The following is a 16,711-nucleotide window of genomic DNA, read 5'->3' on the forward strand; positions in this document are numbered from 1 at the left end:
AAAAGATATAATTATCTTGATTTGATGATATAAATCATGTTTTGCTATCCAGGGCTTATTTAGTTTTGTATTAAGTTTAATCAATCTAAATAAGCTTAAAACAATGAAAAGCCCTATTCAATTTTTGTTAGCGATTATATTTTTCACCTTACAACTTAATGCTCAAAACAACGGAACGATAAAAGGTGAAGTCATTACTTCTAAAAATTTACCGCTTGAGAAGGTTACAATTACGACTAAAAATGGAGATTTTAGTGGGATGACGAATGCCGAAGGTAATTTCAGTATCTCAAATGTAAAACCCGGAAAATACACATTGATCTTTTCTCATGTCGGATTTATATCTGCAAACGCTCAGGTTAGTGTAAAAGCAGGAGGAATTTCAGTAGTGCCCCAAATCGTTTTAGTTGAAGCTTCGAATACCCTATCGGAAGTAATCGTATCGGGAAGCGTCATTAATAGGACGCTGGCTAACGGTAAAGCAGGTATCAAAACCATCGACCTGCCGCAAAGTGTTCAGGTCATCAACCGAAAAATGCTGGAACAACAGCAAGTTACAAGACTAAGTGATGTCATCAAAAATGTAAATGGTGTTTATGTTGGTTCGGCGCGCGGAGGTGCTCAGGAATCTCTGTGGTCCAGAGGATATGACATGACGGCGAATAATATGTTTAAAAACGGTTTTCGTTACAACGGAGGATCGATGCCAGAGGTAGCTTCTCTGGAACAGGTGGAAGCCTTAATGGGGAGTTCCGCTCTGTTATTCGGAAATGTTGCACCTGGGGGAATCCTTAATATGGTAACTAAAACCCCTAATTTCACCAGAGGCGGATCGGTTTCATTTCAGGCGGGAAGCTACGCATATTACAAACCGACGGTTGATTTTTACGGCCCCTTAAATTCAACAATTGCTTACCGATTTATTGGTTCTTATGAAAATGCCGAAAGTTTCAGGGATGTTGTTACTAGAGAGCGTTTCTATGTAAATCCGTCGGTGCTTTTTAAAGCCGGAAAGAGAACGTACTTTTTATTACAGAGTGATTATCTGCGGGATAATTGGACTCCTGATTTTGGAACGGGAGCCATTGGCAGAGAAGTAGTCGATTTACCACGTAACACTTATTTGGGAGCAAGATGGTCCAATGGTTTAACTACGCAGGCTTCTTTCACAGGGCAAATCAGCCATAAATTTCATAAGAATTGGAAATTCAGTTCCAACACTTCGTTTCAGGATTACGGAAGATCGTCAGAAGGAACAGAACGTATTCAGCCGGCTGCTGACGGTACTCTGAACCGTCCACTGGGAAAAAATAAAAATTTAGAAAGCATAGCGGGTCAGCAATTCAATTTGCAGGGAACTTTTAACTCGGGTTCCGTAAGGCATCAATTGTCGACCGGTGTTGATACGGACTATTCCTTCACTCAGGGCTATACCTATGTTTACAGCCCGGCCAACTACGATACGGTAAATATTTATGATCCGTCAACCTATGAAACCGATCACGGAATTCCTGAGGCTACGAATACTAAAATTGTGAAGACAGAGGCTAATCGCGTTGGGGTTTATGCACAGGATTTAGTTTCTTTTACCGAAAAAATTAAGTTATTGGCAGGTATTCGATGGTCTTGGCAGCAGTCGGAGGCAACCACCTATAATTATAAAGCGAATGAATATGCGCCTGAGGACGATCCAAATCCCAAAACAGATCCAAAACGCATTGACGCCGCTTTTTCGCCAAAAGTAGGTTTGGTATACCAGCCGGTTAAAAACACTTCGATTTTTGCCAGCTATGCCAATTCATTTACACCAAATACTGGGGTTGATATTTACAATCAGCCGCTGGAGGCATCCATTATTGATCAATTTGAAACAGGCGTTAAAAAAGATTTCTGGAATGGTATTTTAACAGCTAATTTGACCTTGTATCAGATTGTGAATAATAATTTGGCACAGACCGCTGAATTCAAGGCAGATGGGACAAATAACACCGATCCGAACGTTAAAGCGCTGTCCGGACAAACCACAAGCAAAGGAATTGAAGTGGGGGCGACTGTTAGACCAATCGAAGGTATGGACATTGTTGCAGGTTACAGTTATAATGATATGCGCTATACCAAAACAAGCGGCTTAACTGGAAGTTATATTGAAGGGGACCGTTTGGTGAGAACTCCTGCGAATACGGCTAATATGAGCTTTTTCTACACTATTCCTGATGGGAAATTCAGAGGACTTTCAGTAGGAACTATAGCTAATTACATAGGAGAAAGAATCGCCGGTTGGAATAACACTAACGGACAGACAATTCCCGACAGGACCATTCCGCTTGACGGTTATACTACGATTGATGTTTCTGCAGGTTACAAATGGAGACAATTTTCCATCCTATGCAGGCTATCCAATATCACAAATGAGCTGAATTACACTGTTCATGAGAATTATAGTGTGAACCCGATAGCGCCGCGTCAGGTGATGACAACATTAAAATATCAATTTTAAATATGAAGAAGCAAAAAAACATCAGGGCTATCCACCGCGATTTGGGGTATTTTTATTTAGGGCTGATAATTTCATTTGCTGCATCTGGGGTTTTGATGAACCACAGAGACAGTTGGCATCCTGAAAAATATACAATTGAAACTAAAGCAATTCAAACCAAATTACTGCCGGAAGATCAGATTACCGAAAAATATGCCGAGAATCTGGCGAAGGAAATGGGAGTCGACGATAAATTCAGAAGATCAAACGTAAAAAAGGGAATGCTGAAGATTTCTTTCGAGAATACCGATGTGGAAATCGACATCGAATCCGGAAAAGGGGAAATCGTTTCATTTAAAAAGACACCACTAATAAGTCAGGCCATGAAGTTGCATAAAAATACATCGAATTGGTGGATTTATTATTCGGATATTTTCGGGCTGTCTTTAATTACTATCGCGGTTACAGGGGCTTTAATGATTTCTGCCGGGAAGCATACTTTTAAGCGCAGAGGGTGGAAGTTAGCACTTGCGGGAATTGTATTTCCGATATTGTTCCTTTTGCTGTTAGCTTAAGAATAAAACCAAATAAAAATCCCGATTCATAAGAACCGGGATTTTTTATTATCTAAAAAAGGTAATTCGAATATTAGAATTGCTCTCTTCCTGCAAAGTGGAAATCAGATTCGATAGCAGCATTGTCATCGCTGTCTGAACCGTGAACTGCATTCTCTCCGATAGAAGTAGCATATTTTTTACGGATAGTACCTTCTGCAGCTTCAGCAGGGTTAGTAGCTCCGATTAAAGTTCTGAAATCTTCTACAGCATTGTCTTTTTCCAAGATCGCAGCAACAATCGGACCTCTGCTCATGAATTCAACCAATTCTCCGTAGAAAGGTCTTTCGCTGTGTACAGCATAAAATTTCTGAGCGTCAGCTACAGTCAACTGAGTTAATTTCATAGAAACGATTCTGAAACCACCTTCAGTAATCATATTTAAAATTCCACCGATGTGTCCTTTTTCAACCGCATCAGGCTTAATCATTGTAAATGTTCTGTTAGTTGCCATTTTTGTTTGTTTTTTTTTAATTTGGGTGCAAAATTACTGTTTTATTACTGAAAAACAATTCAGTTAACAGAAAATTATTTGGTAATTATTCCTGTTATTTCCAAATCAAAGAACTCGTTTGTACTGATTGGATTCCAATTTAGCTTACAATATTGAATAACCTGCTTCCAGGTAATATTCAGGATAAGATTGTCATCTGAAATAAAAAATAGTAAGTGCAAATTTTAGTGAAAAAATAAAACGTACTTATAGGGTGATTACCTGGAATGTGTTTGAAAGCGGATGCAGGTTTTCAATAAGTCGTGCGATGAGACCTGATCCGTTTTCAAGATAAAATTCTGAGAAATTGGCTTTTCGCTCTTGTAAACTTTGATTCGGGAAAAGTTCGTTTTGCAGGGTTGAAATTCGCAGTAATTCTTCGCTGTGCTTTCTTTTTTCAGCCTTTAGTAATCTTTTCTCTAAACTGTCTAGCCCTTTTAACTGCTTCGTTTCCTGCGCTTTTACGGCTCCTAAAAACGATTTATCCGTTTGGGATGCAATATCAGTTAGTTTTTCAAACTGTTGCTTTAAAATTACTTTCTGCCCTGAAAAATCCAAATTGAAATTAGAGAACTCAGCGGTTTTTCGGTTAAGCAAATCATGCTGCTTTGAGAACAAATCGCTCCATTTCATGTTTAATTTATCGGCTTTAGCAGCCTGTTTTTCCGTGGTCAGTAAAACCGAATTTCGCAATAAGAGTATCGGAAACAGAACTTCATTAGCTTCAAACGTGGATTTCAGTTCCATCCAGTACGCTATTTCCCCGCCACCGCCAATGTAACAGATGTTAGGCAGAATCACTTCCTGGTATAGAGGACGTAAAATTACATTGGGGCTGAACTTTTCAGGGTTGTTTTCAAGTTCGGCAAGCAGTTCGCTTTCTGAAAAAGTTAGATTTGTGTTATTGATTTTGTAGATGCCCTCTTCAAAAAGAATGCGCTCCCTTAAATTGTCGTCAATGTAGAAAAGGTTTATTTCTCTCGGGTTTACCTGAACTGTATAGTTTTTGAACTCTTTAATTGTTTCGGAAACTTTCGTGAATGAAGTTTGTTCAATCAGCTCCTGTTTAACATAAGGAACGAATAGTTTTTTTAAAGCGGCATCATCTCCGTCGATAATTACCAAGCCATGCTCCTTAAAAAGTTCATTGGCAAGATAGTGTGTAGCATCGGTTAAGTTGGAATGATCCAGATACGCTTTTTTGAATAAGTCCCTTAAATACGCTGCATTGTCTCCGATGCCTAATTCTTTTGAAAAGGCTTCAAAAACATTTTCTAATCCTTCAGTGGAAAACCTTCCGACAGGTCCCTGACTTTCACGGTTCCATTGAATTTTTTTGTCTTTAAACTGAAAGTAGTTGATTTCTTCGAAATCGTGATCCTCGGTAGCCATCCAGTAAACTGGCACAAAATTGAATTCGGGATAAGCGGTTTTTAATTGTTTTGCCAGATTAATGGTCGAAACAATCTTATAAAGAAAATAAAGCGGACCGGTGAACAGGTTTAGCTGATGCCCTGTGGTTATGGTAAGCGTTTTATTATCCTTCAATAATGCAATATTTGCTTTAGTTGCCTGTGAAATCTCAAAACCGGAATACTGTTTTTCTAATGCATTTACCAGTATATTTCGGTTTTCTTCTGAGAAATGGTTTGTTTTTTCTTCCGCCTGAAGTCTGAAGTTTTCCAGCGTAGGGAAACGATGGTACAACGACTGTACTTCAGGTTCCTGATTCAAATAATCGACGATAAGTTTTGAAAAATATCCTGAATTCTGATAACTGATGGGGTCGGTCGGCATGGTCTCATTTTTATTTCTGCTAAATTAAAAAAAATAAATGTAGGGGAAATCGGTTTAACATCGCATTGGGAAATGTTCTTATCGCTTTAAACTGAAATGCCCTCTGTATTCTTTACCATTTTGTCGCTCCACCACAAACCAATAATCACTTGACGGAACCGGGCTTCCTGAAAAAGTACCATCCCAACCTTGTGAATCGGCTCCTAACTCTTTCATCAGTTTTCCGAATCGGTCAAAAATCATGATTTTCATGTTTGGTTCTTTTTCCGATAATACGATTTTCCAGTAATCGTTGTAGCCGTCTCCGTTCGGAGTGAAGAATTTCGGATACATCAGTAAATAAAAATCCTCCGATTTTATGCCACAACCATTTTTATCTTTAACGTAAACGATATATTCCCCGCTTTGTAATCCGGTAAATGTGTTGCTTGATTGATAATGAGTTCCGTCAAGTGAATACACATAATCACCCGCGCTGTTTCCGGTGAGTAAAACCGTGATTGTATTTTGATTGTTTGTCCAATCCGAAGTAATGATTTCGGCTATCGTTGCGGCATTCGAATTCACCACCGTAAAGTTTTTAACCGAGGTACAGGTTAACGATCCATGATTTTCAGAAACCGAAACCGAGTAATTCCCAGGATTCGAAATCGTGATGGAAGGCGTGGTTTCCGCAGTCGACCATAGATAACTGTCGAAACCATTGCCGGCATTTACGGTTATGGAACTGCCTTCGCAAATCGGCATGATATCGGTAATCGGGATAACGGGCTTACTGACTAAAGTAAGATTTAATTCCACTACCTGATGGCAGCCGTTATTGGAATCAATTCGGACAAAAATCACATTGTTTCCGACAGACAGATTGTAATTAGCAAAATTGGTAATTGCCTCAGAATTGATTTGGTTTTCGGCACCATTTTGAGAATGATAGTACGTAAATGTGTTGCCGTTTGTCGTTGCTATTAAATCGGAATTGTAATTGGAAAGATTTACGGTTTCGCTTCCGTTATTTAAATCATCGCAAAGTGTTTCAGCATAGTTGTTGGCGCTTAATGTATTGATTAGTATAACCGTTACTGCCAATCGGGTAAGGCTTTCACAACCGTTTACCGTTTGGGTGGCATAATAGGTTGTGTTACTTGCAAGCAAAGTTGTCCCAGGTAAAACATTTGTTCCCGTGGCACTGTTATACCAGATAAGGTTACTTCCCGAAACAGTAATGTCATTCAAAGTCGCATTTTGGGAACTGCAGAAACTCTGAGCTATATTCCCTGTTGGAGCCTGCGTATTTTGAATAGTGACAGTTACAGGAACTCTTGCGCTTTCACAACTGTTAACCGTTTGGGAAGCATAATAGGTTACCCCATTTTGCAAAGGGGTGATGCTTGCCAATAAATTTCCTCCGGTTGGTGCATCATACCATTTGATGTTTTGACCGGTAATGGTTATATTGTTTAAAGTTGCATTTTGTTCTAAACAAAATACTGGGTTATTGGTTGTTATTGGAATTGTAGGTTTCGTCGATACATTAAGTTGTATTGTTGTTTCTGCATAACAGTTAGGATTGCTTGGATAAAATACTTTAGCCAAGATACTGTCGCCACCAATGTTTTGATTTGTATAAGGATTAGGCAAAGGATTAGGTAAAGGATTGCCATCAGAAGAATAATAATTAACAATAACATTTTGTTGATTACCAATTATAACTGATTGAAAATTGGAAGTATTAAAATCTGTTGAAATTCCTGAACCAGATATGCTTTCACATTTGTTTTGTGTAGGAACGGGAAATGCTACCGGTAATGGTGAAATTACAATATCTTTTGCAATTGTAATGTTGGAAGTTCCGCAAGTAATTGTAGCAGATATATGATAATTTCCAGGACTACTGAATAAATGTGAGGCAGTATTGCTGGTCGATGTGTTGTTGTTTGATGAATTGTCACCAAAATTCCAAGTGATATTATCAAATGTTCCAGTCATTTCAAATTCCGTACTATTATTCAAGCAAGTGTTTGTTACTAGTATTTCATTATTCAAATTTTCATCAGTATTATACTTGTAAAATAGAACATCTGAATTATTATTGCCACTATTGTTGTTAATTGTACTGTTATTTAATGAAATAGGTTTGCTTTGGAATATAGACGTGATGTACAGATCATCATTTTTAAATAATATTGGTCCGGCAAAGTTATTTACATTATGATTTAAATTTTGAACACCATATGATTTTAATAAATATTCGGGTTCAAAATTCGCTAGGTCGATTTTAAAAAGAATCAAATCCTCAGCACGAGTAGTACTTGTTACAGATGAATTGGGAAAATTCATTGTACTTCGAAAACTTGATAGGATATATAGTTCGTTATTTTTTTCAGCAATATAAGCGTTGTTTCCCGATGAGCTGCCAAGTACGCTTGGTATAGCAGCGCCTGAGTTATTGTCAAATCTTTTAATTCTTAATAATGCACCGTTGTCTGAATTGAATTCGCTTAAAAGACTTTGGAAAACAGAGCTGTTAAAAATATTTCCTAATACATTTACTCTTGAATTAAAGGCTCCCCATAGATATAATTTATTATTTAATGTGCTGTAAAATAAGTGCGTTGGGATGTAGATAGAATTCGCATTATTACTGTTTGAGATTTCCTTAGTCCAAACCCGCTGTAGGTTATTATTTATTTTATCAATATCAGAATGTGCAATGAAATTAGTTCTGTTGTATCTAGCTAAATAAATATTTTCATTTGAATCCATTGCTGAATTTGTGAAATCATCATATCCATTTCCAAAATAATTAGCAGCTATCAGATTGCCATTTTCGAGAAATTTTGCAACAAAAGCTCTTGGATGGTCTGTGTATGGAAAATTAAATGAAATCTGACCATTAATGCTTATATTCTGATAAAAAGTGCCTACCACATATATTTGATTTTTTGAATAATAGACATCTGCTAGAGTACGACCTATATTATCGCCAACATGTTTAATCCAAATAAAATTTCCGCCGGCATCAAATTTTAAGAGGTTTAATCCTCTATAATAAACAATTCCATTCTCATAAAATGGCCCGGGTGATGTAGTTGTTAATAGAGAACCATAATGAATTAACAGATAAGTATTGCCTGAATTGTCATAAACATGTTTTTTAAGGGTTAAATTGTTGCTTGTGAATATTTTTTGCGACAGGACATTGCAGTTAAAATCATGTTTAATTATTCTTGGGTAATAAGATCCTCCGCCAACTAAGATAGAAACCCCATCATTTGTTTGCTTTATATCAGATATATGGTCATCAGTCCATCCACCATAATTTTTATTACAATCAAAACATTGAGAATATGTGTTTGAGGTATACAATAAAATTAGAATATAAATCAAAAATTTCTCCATGTTTTATGCGTATTTTTTGCAAATATAGTCCTTTTACGGCGAGAATAAAGTTAGATAAACATTGTGAAGGCAGATTAAAACTTAAATTTTACCACTGCAAAAAATAATCCCTTGAATAACATTTTTTAATCACGCCACCGGCTAGCGCGAGCATCTTGCCTGTGTCTTCAATTTTATTTTCCCAGCTGGCGAAGGAGAGGATACCTTTCAACGGGTATTGAGGCTACTGATAGAAAAAAAAGTAATGTTGTTAATTATTCTCGTAATTTTAATTCTTTTTTGTAAATATCTGATTATCAATACTTAAAAATAAAATAATCAAAAAACTTCAGACGAAAAGATTCTTTTTTGTCCCGAAAATCAGGAATCTTTCATACCTGAAAAAATTTAGTATTTCCCCTAAATTTTAGGCTTCAAATTTTGAGTAAATAAATTTATTATTAATTAAAAAAGTGTTCGTTAAAAATTTACAACTTAAAACTCATTAAAATGGAAAAGTCATTTACACCCTTAAAAGTGTTATTATTTGTAGGATTTGTAACATTTTTTTCCTGCCGACAGGAGGAAATACCCACCACTTCATTATCTGAAGAAGTAAACAGTGAAAAGTTTCAAAACAAAAATACAAGTCCGGAAATGGTATTACGTTGGAATGAAGCTGCCACCTATGTAGTGTTGCAGACCCAGGAGGCAGTCCCCAACCCACCCATTCCACCATTTATTGAAAGCCGCTATTATGCCATGGTAAATGTGGCCATGCATGATGCACTGAACAATATTGTGCCTAAATACAAAACATTGGCCTTGAAAAATTCAAGAGATAAAGATGCAGACCCCAATGCAGCAGTGGCCCAAGCAGCACATGATGTAATCGCCTATTTCTTTGGTAAATTAAACCCGCCTGCTATGGTTACCCCACAGCCGGTACAGGATTATATCAATAACCTACTCAGCCAATCTTTAAATTCCATTGCGGACGGTGAAGCAAAAACAAAGGGCATTGCATTGGGCGCAGCGGCAGCACAAGCTATTATTCAAAACCGAAGCAATGATGGCATAGCCAATGTAATGTTTCCCGTAACTGAAGGAACTCAGCCGGGTCAATATCGTTTTTATTTCCCGTTTACCGTTCCTCCATTTCCGCTTCCTCCACCATTCCAGGGTTTTTATGATTCTCCGGGCTGGGGCGACATCAGCACTTTTGGCCTTCAGAACAGCACACAGTTTTCTGTACCTGCACCTTACAGTGTAAACAGTGGTAATTACACTGCCGATTATAATGAAGTAAAAAGATTGGGTTGTGCAAACTGCACGGGTATAAACGGACGTACATCCGACCAGGAAGATATTGCCCGGTTCTGGGTGGAAAGTTCCCCTTACGGATGGAATAAAATTGCAAGAACGATCATTGCTCAAAAAAATATGAATGCTTGGAAAGTGGCAAGAGTACTGGCTTTATTACAAATGACAGAAGCCGATGCGTATACTGCCTGCCTGAAAGCAAAAATGATTCACTTTTTCTGGAGGCCGGTAACCGCTATAAACCTTGGAGACAATGATGGCAATCCAAACACAGTTGGTGATCCCGATTGGCAGGTACTGGTGTTTCCCACACCGCCGGTTGCCGATCATCCATCGGCACATGCAACCGCCGGCGGCGGCGCTGCAGAATTATTGAAACAGGTTTTTGGGAAGGATGATTTTAGTTTTGCAGCTCAAAGCACTACGCTGCCCAATAAAACCCGAAATTTCGGCAGCTTATCACAGGCAGCAAGAGAAAATTCTTTATCGAGGATTTATGTGGGTTATCATTTCCGAAAAGCTTGCATGGATGGTGAAGTTTTAGGCAAAAGCATTGGCAAGTGGATTGCGACCCATTCATTGGCAGAAAATTAAATTCAACATCATCAATCCTGGAGAAAAAAGTTTCCCCCATAGCTCGGATTTACTTCGTCAGTTCGGCTAAAGCCTCGGGTGCACTCGAGCGTAGCGGCAGCCATAGGAGTCCGTGCCCAAAAAGAGAGAAAACAATAAATCCTAACTGTAAAAAGTTAGGATTTTCTTTATCGGGTAATCTCCACTTGCATAAGAATCTTGCTCGTACTGACAAAGTAAATCCACCAAAACCGAATAAAAACAAAAAAAGCGTTTATAAAATATAAACCATTTTGAAAACCGCAACAAATCATTTTAGAAATTGAATTTGAGTAGAATGGAGAACAGGTAAGGTTAGCTCTAGAGATATTTATGAATAATATCGAAATAGTTTACCTTTGCAAAAAAAAATAATCCCTTGAATAGCATTCTCTTAATCACGCCACCCTTTACCCAGCTGAATACGCCGTATCCGGCAACGGCTTATTTAAAAGGTTTTCTCAATACCAAAGGCATCCCGTCGTTTCAGATGGACTTGGGTATCGAGGTGATTCTGGAGTTGTTTTCAAAAGGAGGGCTGACAGGTGTTTTCAATTACGCTGAAACCAATAAAAATAATTTCTCCGATAACTCGAAGCGCATTTTCAATCTGCAGCACGAGTACATCAAAACCATCGATTCGGTTATTGTTTTTCTGCAGGGACAAAATCCAACGCTAGCCCGACAAATCTGTTTGGACGGTTTTCTACCCGAAGCATCGCGTTTCAGTCAGCTCGACGATATGGATTGGGCGTTCGGAACCATGGGAATGCAGGACAAAGCGAAACACTTGGCGACATTATACCTCGAGGATTTATCCGATTTCATAGTGGAATGCGTCGATGAAAACTTCGGATTCAGCCGCTATGCAGAGCGTCTGGGAAGAAGTGCCAATTCATTTGACGAATTATACGATTATTTACAAACCGAGCCGACTTATATAGACAAAATCACTTTAAAGATTATTGCCGAAAGAATCACACAGGTTCAGCCGAAACTGATTTGTTTTTCAGTCCCTTTCCCAGGAAATCTGTACAGTGGTTTTCGTTGTGCTAAACACATCAAAGAAAATTTTCCGGAGATTAAAGTGGCCATGGGAGGCGGTTTCCCAAATACCGAATTGCGTGAACTGAAAGATATTCGTGTCTTCGAATTCTTTGATTTCATTACTTTGGATGACGGCGAACTTCCTGTAGAACTTTTATACAACACGATTTGTAATTCCCAACATACCGAGTTCAAAAGAACCTTTACATTGGAGGATAATCAGGTGGTGTATAAAAGCAACACGCTTCGTCATGACTACAAACATACGGATGTAGGCACACCCGATTACACAGATTTGCTTTTGGATAAATACATTTCCGTAATCGAAATCGCCAATCCGATGCACAGCTTGTGGAGCGACGGACGATGGAACAAACTCACCATGGCACACGGATGCTATTGGGGTAAGTGCACCTTCTGCGATATTTCGCTCGATTACATCAAAATATACGAACCCATCGCCGCCAAAACGCTGGTGGACCGAATGGAGGAGCTCATCGAACAAACCAAACACAACGGATTCCATTTTGTGGATGAAGCAGCTCCACCGGCTTTAATGCGTGAAGTGGCACTGGAAATTCTCCGAAGAAATCTTACCGTAACCTGGTGGACGAACATCCGTTTCGAAAAAAGCTTTACATCTGATTTATGTGTACTACTGAAAGCTTCCGGATGCATTGCTGTTTCGGGTGGATTGGAAGTTGCCTCCGACCGACTTTTAGCGCTTATTAAGAAAGGTGTAACGGTAGAACAGGTGGCACAGGTGACGCGAAATTTCACCGAAGCCGGGATCATGGTTCATGCTTATCTGATGTATGGATATCCGACGCAAACGGTTCAGGAAACAGTGGACAGCCTGGAAATGGTGCGTCAGTTGTTTGAAGTTGGTGTATTGCAGTCCGGTTTCTGGCATCAATTTGCCATGACGGCACATAGTCCCGTAGGAATGTTCCCGGAGGAATTCGGAGTAGTACCGGATATAAACGACATTACCTTTGCCAACAACGACATTCAGTTTCAGGATAAAACCGGAATCGACCACGATAAGTTCAGTTTCGGACTGAAAAAATCGCTGTTCAATTACATGCACGGCATCTGTTTCGATTATCCGCTGCAGGATTGGTTCGATTTCAAGATTCCGAGAACAACTATAAAACCGGATTTTATCGTTGATTGTCTTGAAAAGGAAACCAACTTCAATATCAAACCGAATGCTAAAATGGTCTGGATAGGAGGGAAGCCTATAGTAAACACATTTACGAAAAGCAAAAAAGGAAATTCGTGGGAAATGATGAAAATGACATTCCACGACAAGCGCGAAGTGTCTGAAATCACCATTGAGAAAGATAAAGGAATCTGGCTGCAGTCATTGATTGAAAAAGCATCGATAACAAATGACAAAAAAATGACTTTTGCCGAAGTCAAATCCGATTTTGAGGCTTCCGATCTGGAAGATTTTGAAATGTTCTGGTACTCGAAGCCCATAACAAGCCTGCGTTACGTTGCTTGGGCAACGGTTTAATTTTTTACTTAAAAGAAAAAATGCCCCTTTAAGAGCATTTTCATAGTAGATATTTGCGAACCTTAATTAGGTTTTACAAGCGATATTGTTTTTTTGCCGATAGTCATAACTATGGTAGCAGCAATACCTGCTAAAAGGCCGATAGCCGCATCTTTTACGATAGATGGAAGTTGCGGGAACAAATGGTGTAGTTCCTCAATATTATGCACAAAAATACCTCCCGCCACCAAAATAAGAGCCAGGGTACCAATTACAGCAAGCGCTTTTATAACAATTGGCAATGCCTTTACTAATAAATTACCTAAGACAGCCAAAAAGCCTTTGTCGTTAGTGCGCCTGATTAAGCTGAACCCTGCATCATCCATACGCACAATAAGAGCCACGATTCCGTATACACCTACCGTAGCCAGAAACCCTACAACAAACACAGTTAAAATTTGTGAAATCAAAGGCTTGTCTAGCACGCTGCCCAAAGCAATGATAACAATCTCTACAGAAAGAATAAAGTCGGTAGTTATTGCCGATTTTACCTTAGCTTTTTCTTCAGCAGCGGCATCCTCTTCATTAGCCTCTTCAATTACTTCATGTCCCGTTTTTGATCGGTGGAAGAAATACTCAATGATTTTCTCTACACCTTCATAAGCCAGATATAATCCACCTAAAATCAAAGCCCACTTTATAGCAATTGGAAAAAAGTAATTTAATAATAAAGCAATCGGAATTATAATAAGCTTATTGATGAACGAGCCTTTAGTAATTGCCCAAAGCACCGGCAATTCACGAGATGATAAAAATCCGGTTGCCTTCTCGGCATTTACTGCCAGATCATCACCAAGAATACCCGCTGTTTTTTGTGTTGCTACTTTACTCGTTACTGCGATGTCGTCCATCAAAGCTGCGATATCATCCAGAACCGCAAAAAATCCTCCTGCCATAATTGTTTTGGTTTGAGCCGCAAAAATAGAACCTTTTCAAAGGATTTGAAAACACACTTTTGGTTTTTGTCTTAATCAGTCCATTTTTTGCTGACAATTTAATCCGCAAAGAGAATAAAACCATAGTCATAATGATTAGATATAGTGCATGAAAGAACTATAAGAATCTGCTAAATCCGAATTCAAAAACAATAGCAATAATCCCCAATTCACATCGGGGATTTCCTTTGGGTAAAATTAACCGAGTGATGTATGAAAAAAAAATTTACGCATTCATGGTAACTATTTTTTTAGACGAACTTAAAAGTTCAATCATGCATTTCAAATCTTCCTTGTTTAAATCATATTGATCATTGTCAAGAAGATAATACTGATATTCCAGCATTTTTCTGTATTTCGACATGGGGAAACTACTGTGGGAATTCAAATACATCCCTTTGTATTCCTTCCATAAGTTCATTCTGTCCACCAAAAAAGTCATGTAATGATAATGAGGGTCATTATTGGCATCAAATCCTTCAAATTTTAATTTCTCTAAATCCAGTAATCCTTTTTCTTCTTCCGACAGTAAATGAACGGCATCATTAATTCTTCGGAACATTTGCAAGATCTGGCTTGTTTCTTCGCAAATGGCCATCGGAATCTCTTCTGTGGCAACATCGAAAACTTCGAAATACTGTTCGGTATAGCCATTTTCCAGAATCTCGATTTTGGTTTCGTAATTGTTGTTGTCTCCTATTATTGACAGAATTTTAAATTGGTTGACTAAAATTTGTCTTTCAGCTACGGTTAAGGTTTCCGGTATCATAATTTGAGTGTTTAGTAGTTTTATGCAATACTAGAAACTAGCTGAAAGAATCCGTTGCGGTTTTTCCTCAGTTAATGTTAAAATGAGTCGGAGTAGTGGGAGTTGAAATAAAAAAATCCCCAACAAACAGAGTTGATGGGGATTTGGTATATAAATTAAAAGGAATTTATTGTTGTGCTGGCTCGCCGTAAAGGTCGAACTCTGTAGCATCAGTGATTTTGATGTTTACGAATTCACCTGTTTTTACATAGTGTTGTGTTGCGTCAATCAAAACTTCGTTATCTACGTCCGGACTGTCAAATTCGGTTCTTCCCACGAAATGACCTCCTTCTTTTCGGTCGATGATGCATCGGAAAACCTGACCTACTTTCTCTTGGTTCAAATCCCATGAAATCTGCGATTGAAGTTCCATTATTTCATTGGCACGGGCTTGTTTTACTTCATTTGGAACATCGTCTTCCAACAAATACGCATGCGTGTTTTCTTCGTGAGAATAAGCGAAACAACCTAAACGGTCAAACTTCATTTCCTGTACAAAGTCTTTCAGGATGTTGAAATCTTCTTCAGTTTCTCCCGGATAACCAACGATTAAAGTCGTACGGATTGCCATTCCCGGAACCGCTTCACGGAACTCTTTCAACAATTTCGTGGTTTTTGCCTGAGTCGTACCGCGACGCATTGATTTCAGGATATTATCTGAAATGTGTTGCAACGGAATATCAATATAATTACAGATTTTCGGTTCGCGCTTCATCAATTCCAATACGTCCATCGGGAAACCGGTAGGGAAGGCGTAATGTAAACGAATCCACTCAATACCTTCTACTTTTGCAAGGTTTTCTAATAATTCGGCAAGGTTACGTTTTTTGTACAGATCCAAACCGTAATACGTTAAATCCTGAGCAATAAGGATTAATTCTTTTACGCCGTTTTTCGCCAGACCTTCTGCTTCTTTTACCAATTTTTCAATCGGCTGAGAAACGTGTCCGCCACGCATCAACGGAATCGCACAGAAACTGCACGGACGGTCGCAACCTTCGGCAATTTTTAAATAGGCGTAGTTTTTTGGTGTCGTCGTTAAACGCTCTCCCAATAATTCGTGCTTATAATCGGCACCCAAAGCTTTCAATAATTGCGGTAATTCAGTAGTACCGAAATATTGGTCCACATTCGGGATTTCTTTTTCTAAATCGGGTCTGTATCGTTCAGATAAACATCCGGTTACAAAAACTTTGTCAACCAAACCTCTTTCTTTCTTGTCGGCATATTCCAAAATCATGTTTACCGATTCTGCTTTCGCATTATCAATAAACCCACAAGTATTGATAACGATGATGTTACCTTCTTTTTCCGCAGGTGCCTCGTGCTCAACATCTTTACCGCTGGCTTTTAATTGGCCCATCAGTACTTCGCTGTCATACACGTTTTTTGAACACCCAAGGGTGATTACATTGATTTTGTTTTTCTTTAATGACTTGGTTCTCATGTAATTATGATGTTTATTTTATTTAAATAAAGTGCGCAAAATTACGCTTTTTATATTTAGGAGCACCATCGTTTGGGAATTTTTTAAGGGTTTGGTCCCGCCATCCGCTATATCTTTTACTTTTTAAAGAAAAAAGTAAAAGGATGCCGCTGCTGTCGGGGCTAAAAACAAAGGTCGGGGAATAAAAAACCACTCCCGAAAGAGTGGCTTACGTATTATT

10 protein-coding genes are annotated in these 16,711 nt (G+C 38.5%); 4 read left to right on the forward strand and 6 right to left on the reverse strand.

Going from position 1 to position 16,711, the window contains the following annotated elements:
* Positions 1-103 precede the first annotated feature (103 nt).
* Positions 104-2,497, forward strand: a complete 2,394-nt coding sequence (locus tag LZF87_RS07430; RefSeq protein ID WP_244338117.1) for a TonB-dependent receptor — start codon at positions 104-106, stop codon at positions 2,495-2,497.
* Between the two features lie 2 nt (positions 2,498-2,499).
* Positions 2,500-3,051: a PepSY-associated TM helix domain-containing protein gene (locus LZF87_RS07435; protein ID WP_244338119.1), complete on the forward strand. Its 552-nt coding sequence runs from the start codon at positions 2,500-2,502 to the stop codon at positions 3,049-3,051.
* Positions 3,052-3,124: 73 nt separating this feature from the next.
* Here the strand turns inward: LZF87_RS07435 and LZF87_RS07440 are convergent, their stop codons facing one another.
* The 3 genes from LZF87_RS07440 to LZF87_RS07450 form a co-directional block, all read right to left on the reverse strand.
* Positions 3,125-3,544: a nucleoside-diphosphate kinase gene (locus LZF87_RS07440; RefSeq protein ID WP_035629680.1), complete on the reverse strand. Its 420-nt coding sequence runs from the start codon at positions 3,542-3,544 to the stop codon at positions 3,125-3,127.
* Between the two features lie 246 nt (positions 3,545-3,790).
* Positions 3,791-5,380, reverse strand: coding sequence for a bacillithiol biosynthesis cysteine-adding enzyme BshC (bshC, locus tag LZF87_RS07445; RefSeq protein WP_244338121.1), 1,590 nt, complete (start codon positions 5,378-5,380; stop codon positions 3,791-3,793).
* A 78-nt stretch (positions 5,381-5,458) separates the two neighbouring features.
* Complete coding sequence (locus LZF87_RS07450) at positions 5,459-8,779, reverse strand: T9SS type B sorting domain-containing protein (protein ID WP_244338123.1); 3,321 nt, start codon at positions 8,777-8,779, stop codon at positions 5,459-5,461.
* Positions 8,780-9,268: 489 nt separating this feature from the next.
* Between LZF87_RS07450 and LZF87_RS07455 the strand changes: the two genes are divergently transcribed.
* A complete protein-coding gene (locus LZF87_RS07455) occupies positions 9,269-10,675 on the forward strand; it encodes a vanadium-dependent haloperoxidase (protein ID WP_244338125.1) in 1,407 nt (468 codons plus the stop codon).
* A gap of 397 nt (positions 10,676-11,072) precedes the next feature.
* Positions 11,073-13,262: a B12-binding domain-containing radical SAM protein gene (locus LZF87_RS07460; RefSeq protein ID WP_244338126.1), complete on the forward strand. Its 2,190-nt coding sequence runs from the start codon at positions 11,073-11,075 to the stop codon at positions 13,260-13,262.
* 62 nt (positions 13,263-13,324) lie between these two features.
* Here LZF87_RS07460 and LZF87_RS07465 read toward each other — a convergent pair whose 3' ends face one another.
* The 3 genes from LZF87_RS07465 to rimO all read right to left on the reverse strand — a co-directional run bounded on the left by LZF87_RS07465 (position 13,325) and on the right by rimO (position 16,491).
* On the reverse strand, positions 13,325-14,197 hold the full coding sequence (locus LZF87_RS07465) for a DUF808 family protein (RefSeq protein ID WP_244338127.1): 873 nt from the start codon (positions 14,195-14,197) through the stop codon (positions 13,325-13,327).
* 265 nt (positions 14,198-14,462) lie between these two features.
* Positions 14,463-15,005 (reverse strand): YfbU family protein, encoded by a 543-nt coding sequence (locus LZF87_RS07470; RefSeq protein WP_244338129.1) that lies wholly within the window; start codon positions 15,003-15,005, stop codon positions 14,463-14,465.
* A gap of 166 nt (positions 15,006-15,171) precedes the next feature.
* Positions 15,172-16,491: a 30S ribosomal protein S12 methylthiotransferase RimO gene (gene rimO / locus LZF87_RS07475; RefSeq protein ID WP_244338131.1), complete on the reverse strand. Its 1,320-nt coding sequence runs from the start codon at positions 16,489-16,491 to the stop codon at positions 15,172-15,174.
* Positions 16,492-16,711 lie beyond the last annotated feature (220 nt).

Origin of the sequence: Flavobacterium enshiense (assembly GCF_022836875.1) — a bacterium.
In the GTDB taxonomy this organism is placed as follows: Bacteria; Bacteroidota; Bacteroidia; order Flavobacteriales; family Flavobacteriaceae; genus Flavobacterium; species Flavobacterium enshiense_A.

Coding starts and splice junctions, on each gene's coding strand:
- bshC (WP_244338121.1), bottom strand. CDS start 5,380: ATGCCGACCGACCCCATCAGTTATCAGAATTCAGGATATTTTTCAAAA.
- LZF87_RS07465 (WP_244338127.1), bottom strand. CDS start 14,197: ATGGCAGGAGGATTTTTTGCGGTTCTGGATGATATCGCAGCTTTGATG.
- LZF87_RS07440 (WP_035629680.1), bottom strand. CDS start 3,544: ATGGCAACTAACAGAACATTTACAATGATTAAGCCTGATGCGGTTGAA.
- LZF87_RS07470 (WP_244338129.1), bottom strand. CDS start 15,005: ATGATACCGGAAACCTTAACCGTAGCTGAAAGACAAATTTTAGTCAAC.
- LZF87_RS07455 (WP_244338125.1), top strand. CDS start 9,269: ATGGAAAAGTCATTTACACCCTTAAAAGTGTTATTATTTGTAGGATTT.
- LZF87_RS07450 (WP_244338123.1), bottom strand. CDS start 8,779: ATGGAGAAATTTTTGATTTATATTCTAATTTTATTGTATACCTCAAAC.
- rimO (WP_244338131.1), bottom strand. CDS start 16,491: ATGAGAACCAAGTCATTAAAGAAAAACAAAATCAATGTAATCACCCTT.
- LZF87_RS07430 (WP_244338117.1), top strand. CDS start 104: ATGAAAAGCCCTATTCAATTTTTGTTAGCGATTATATTTTTCACCTTA.
- LZF87_RS07435 (WP_244338119.1), top strand. CDS start 2,500: ATGAAGAAGCAAAAAAACATCAGGGCTATCCACCGCGATTTGGGGTAT.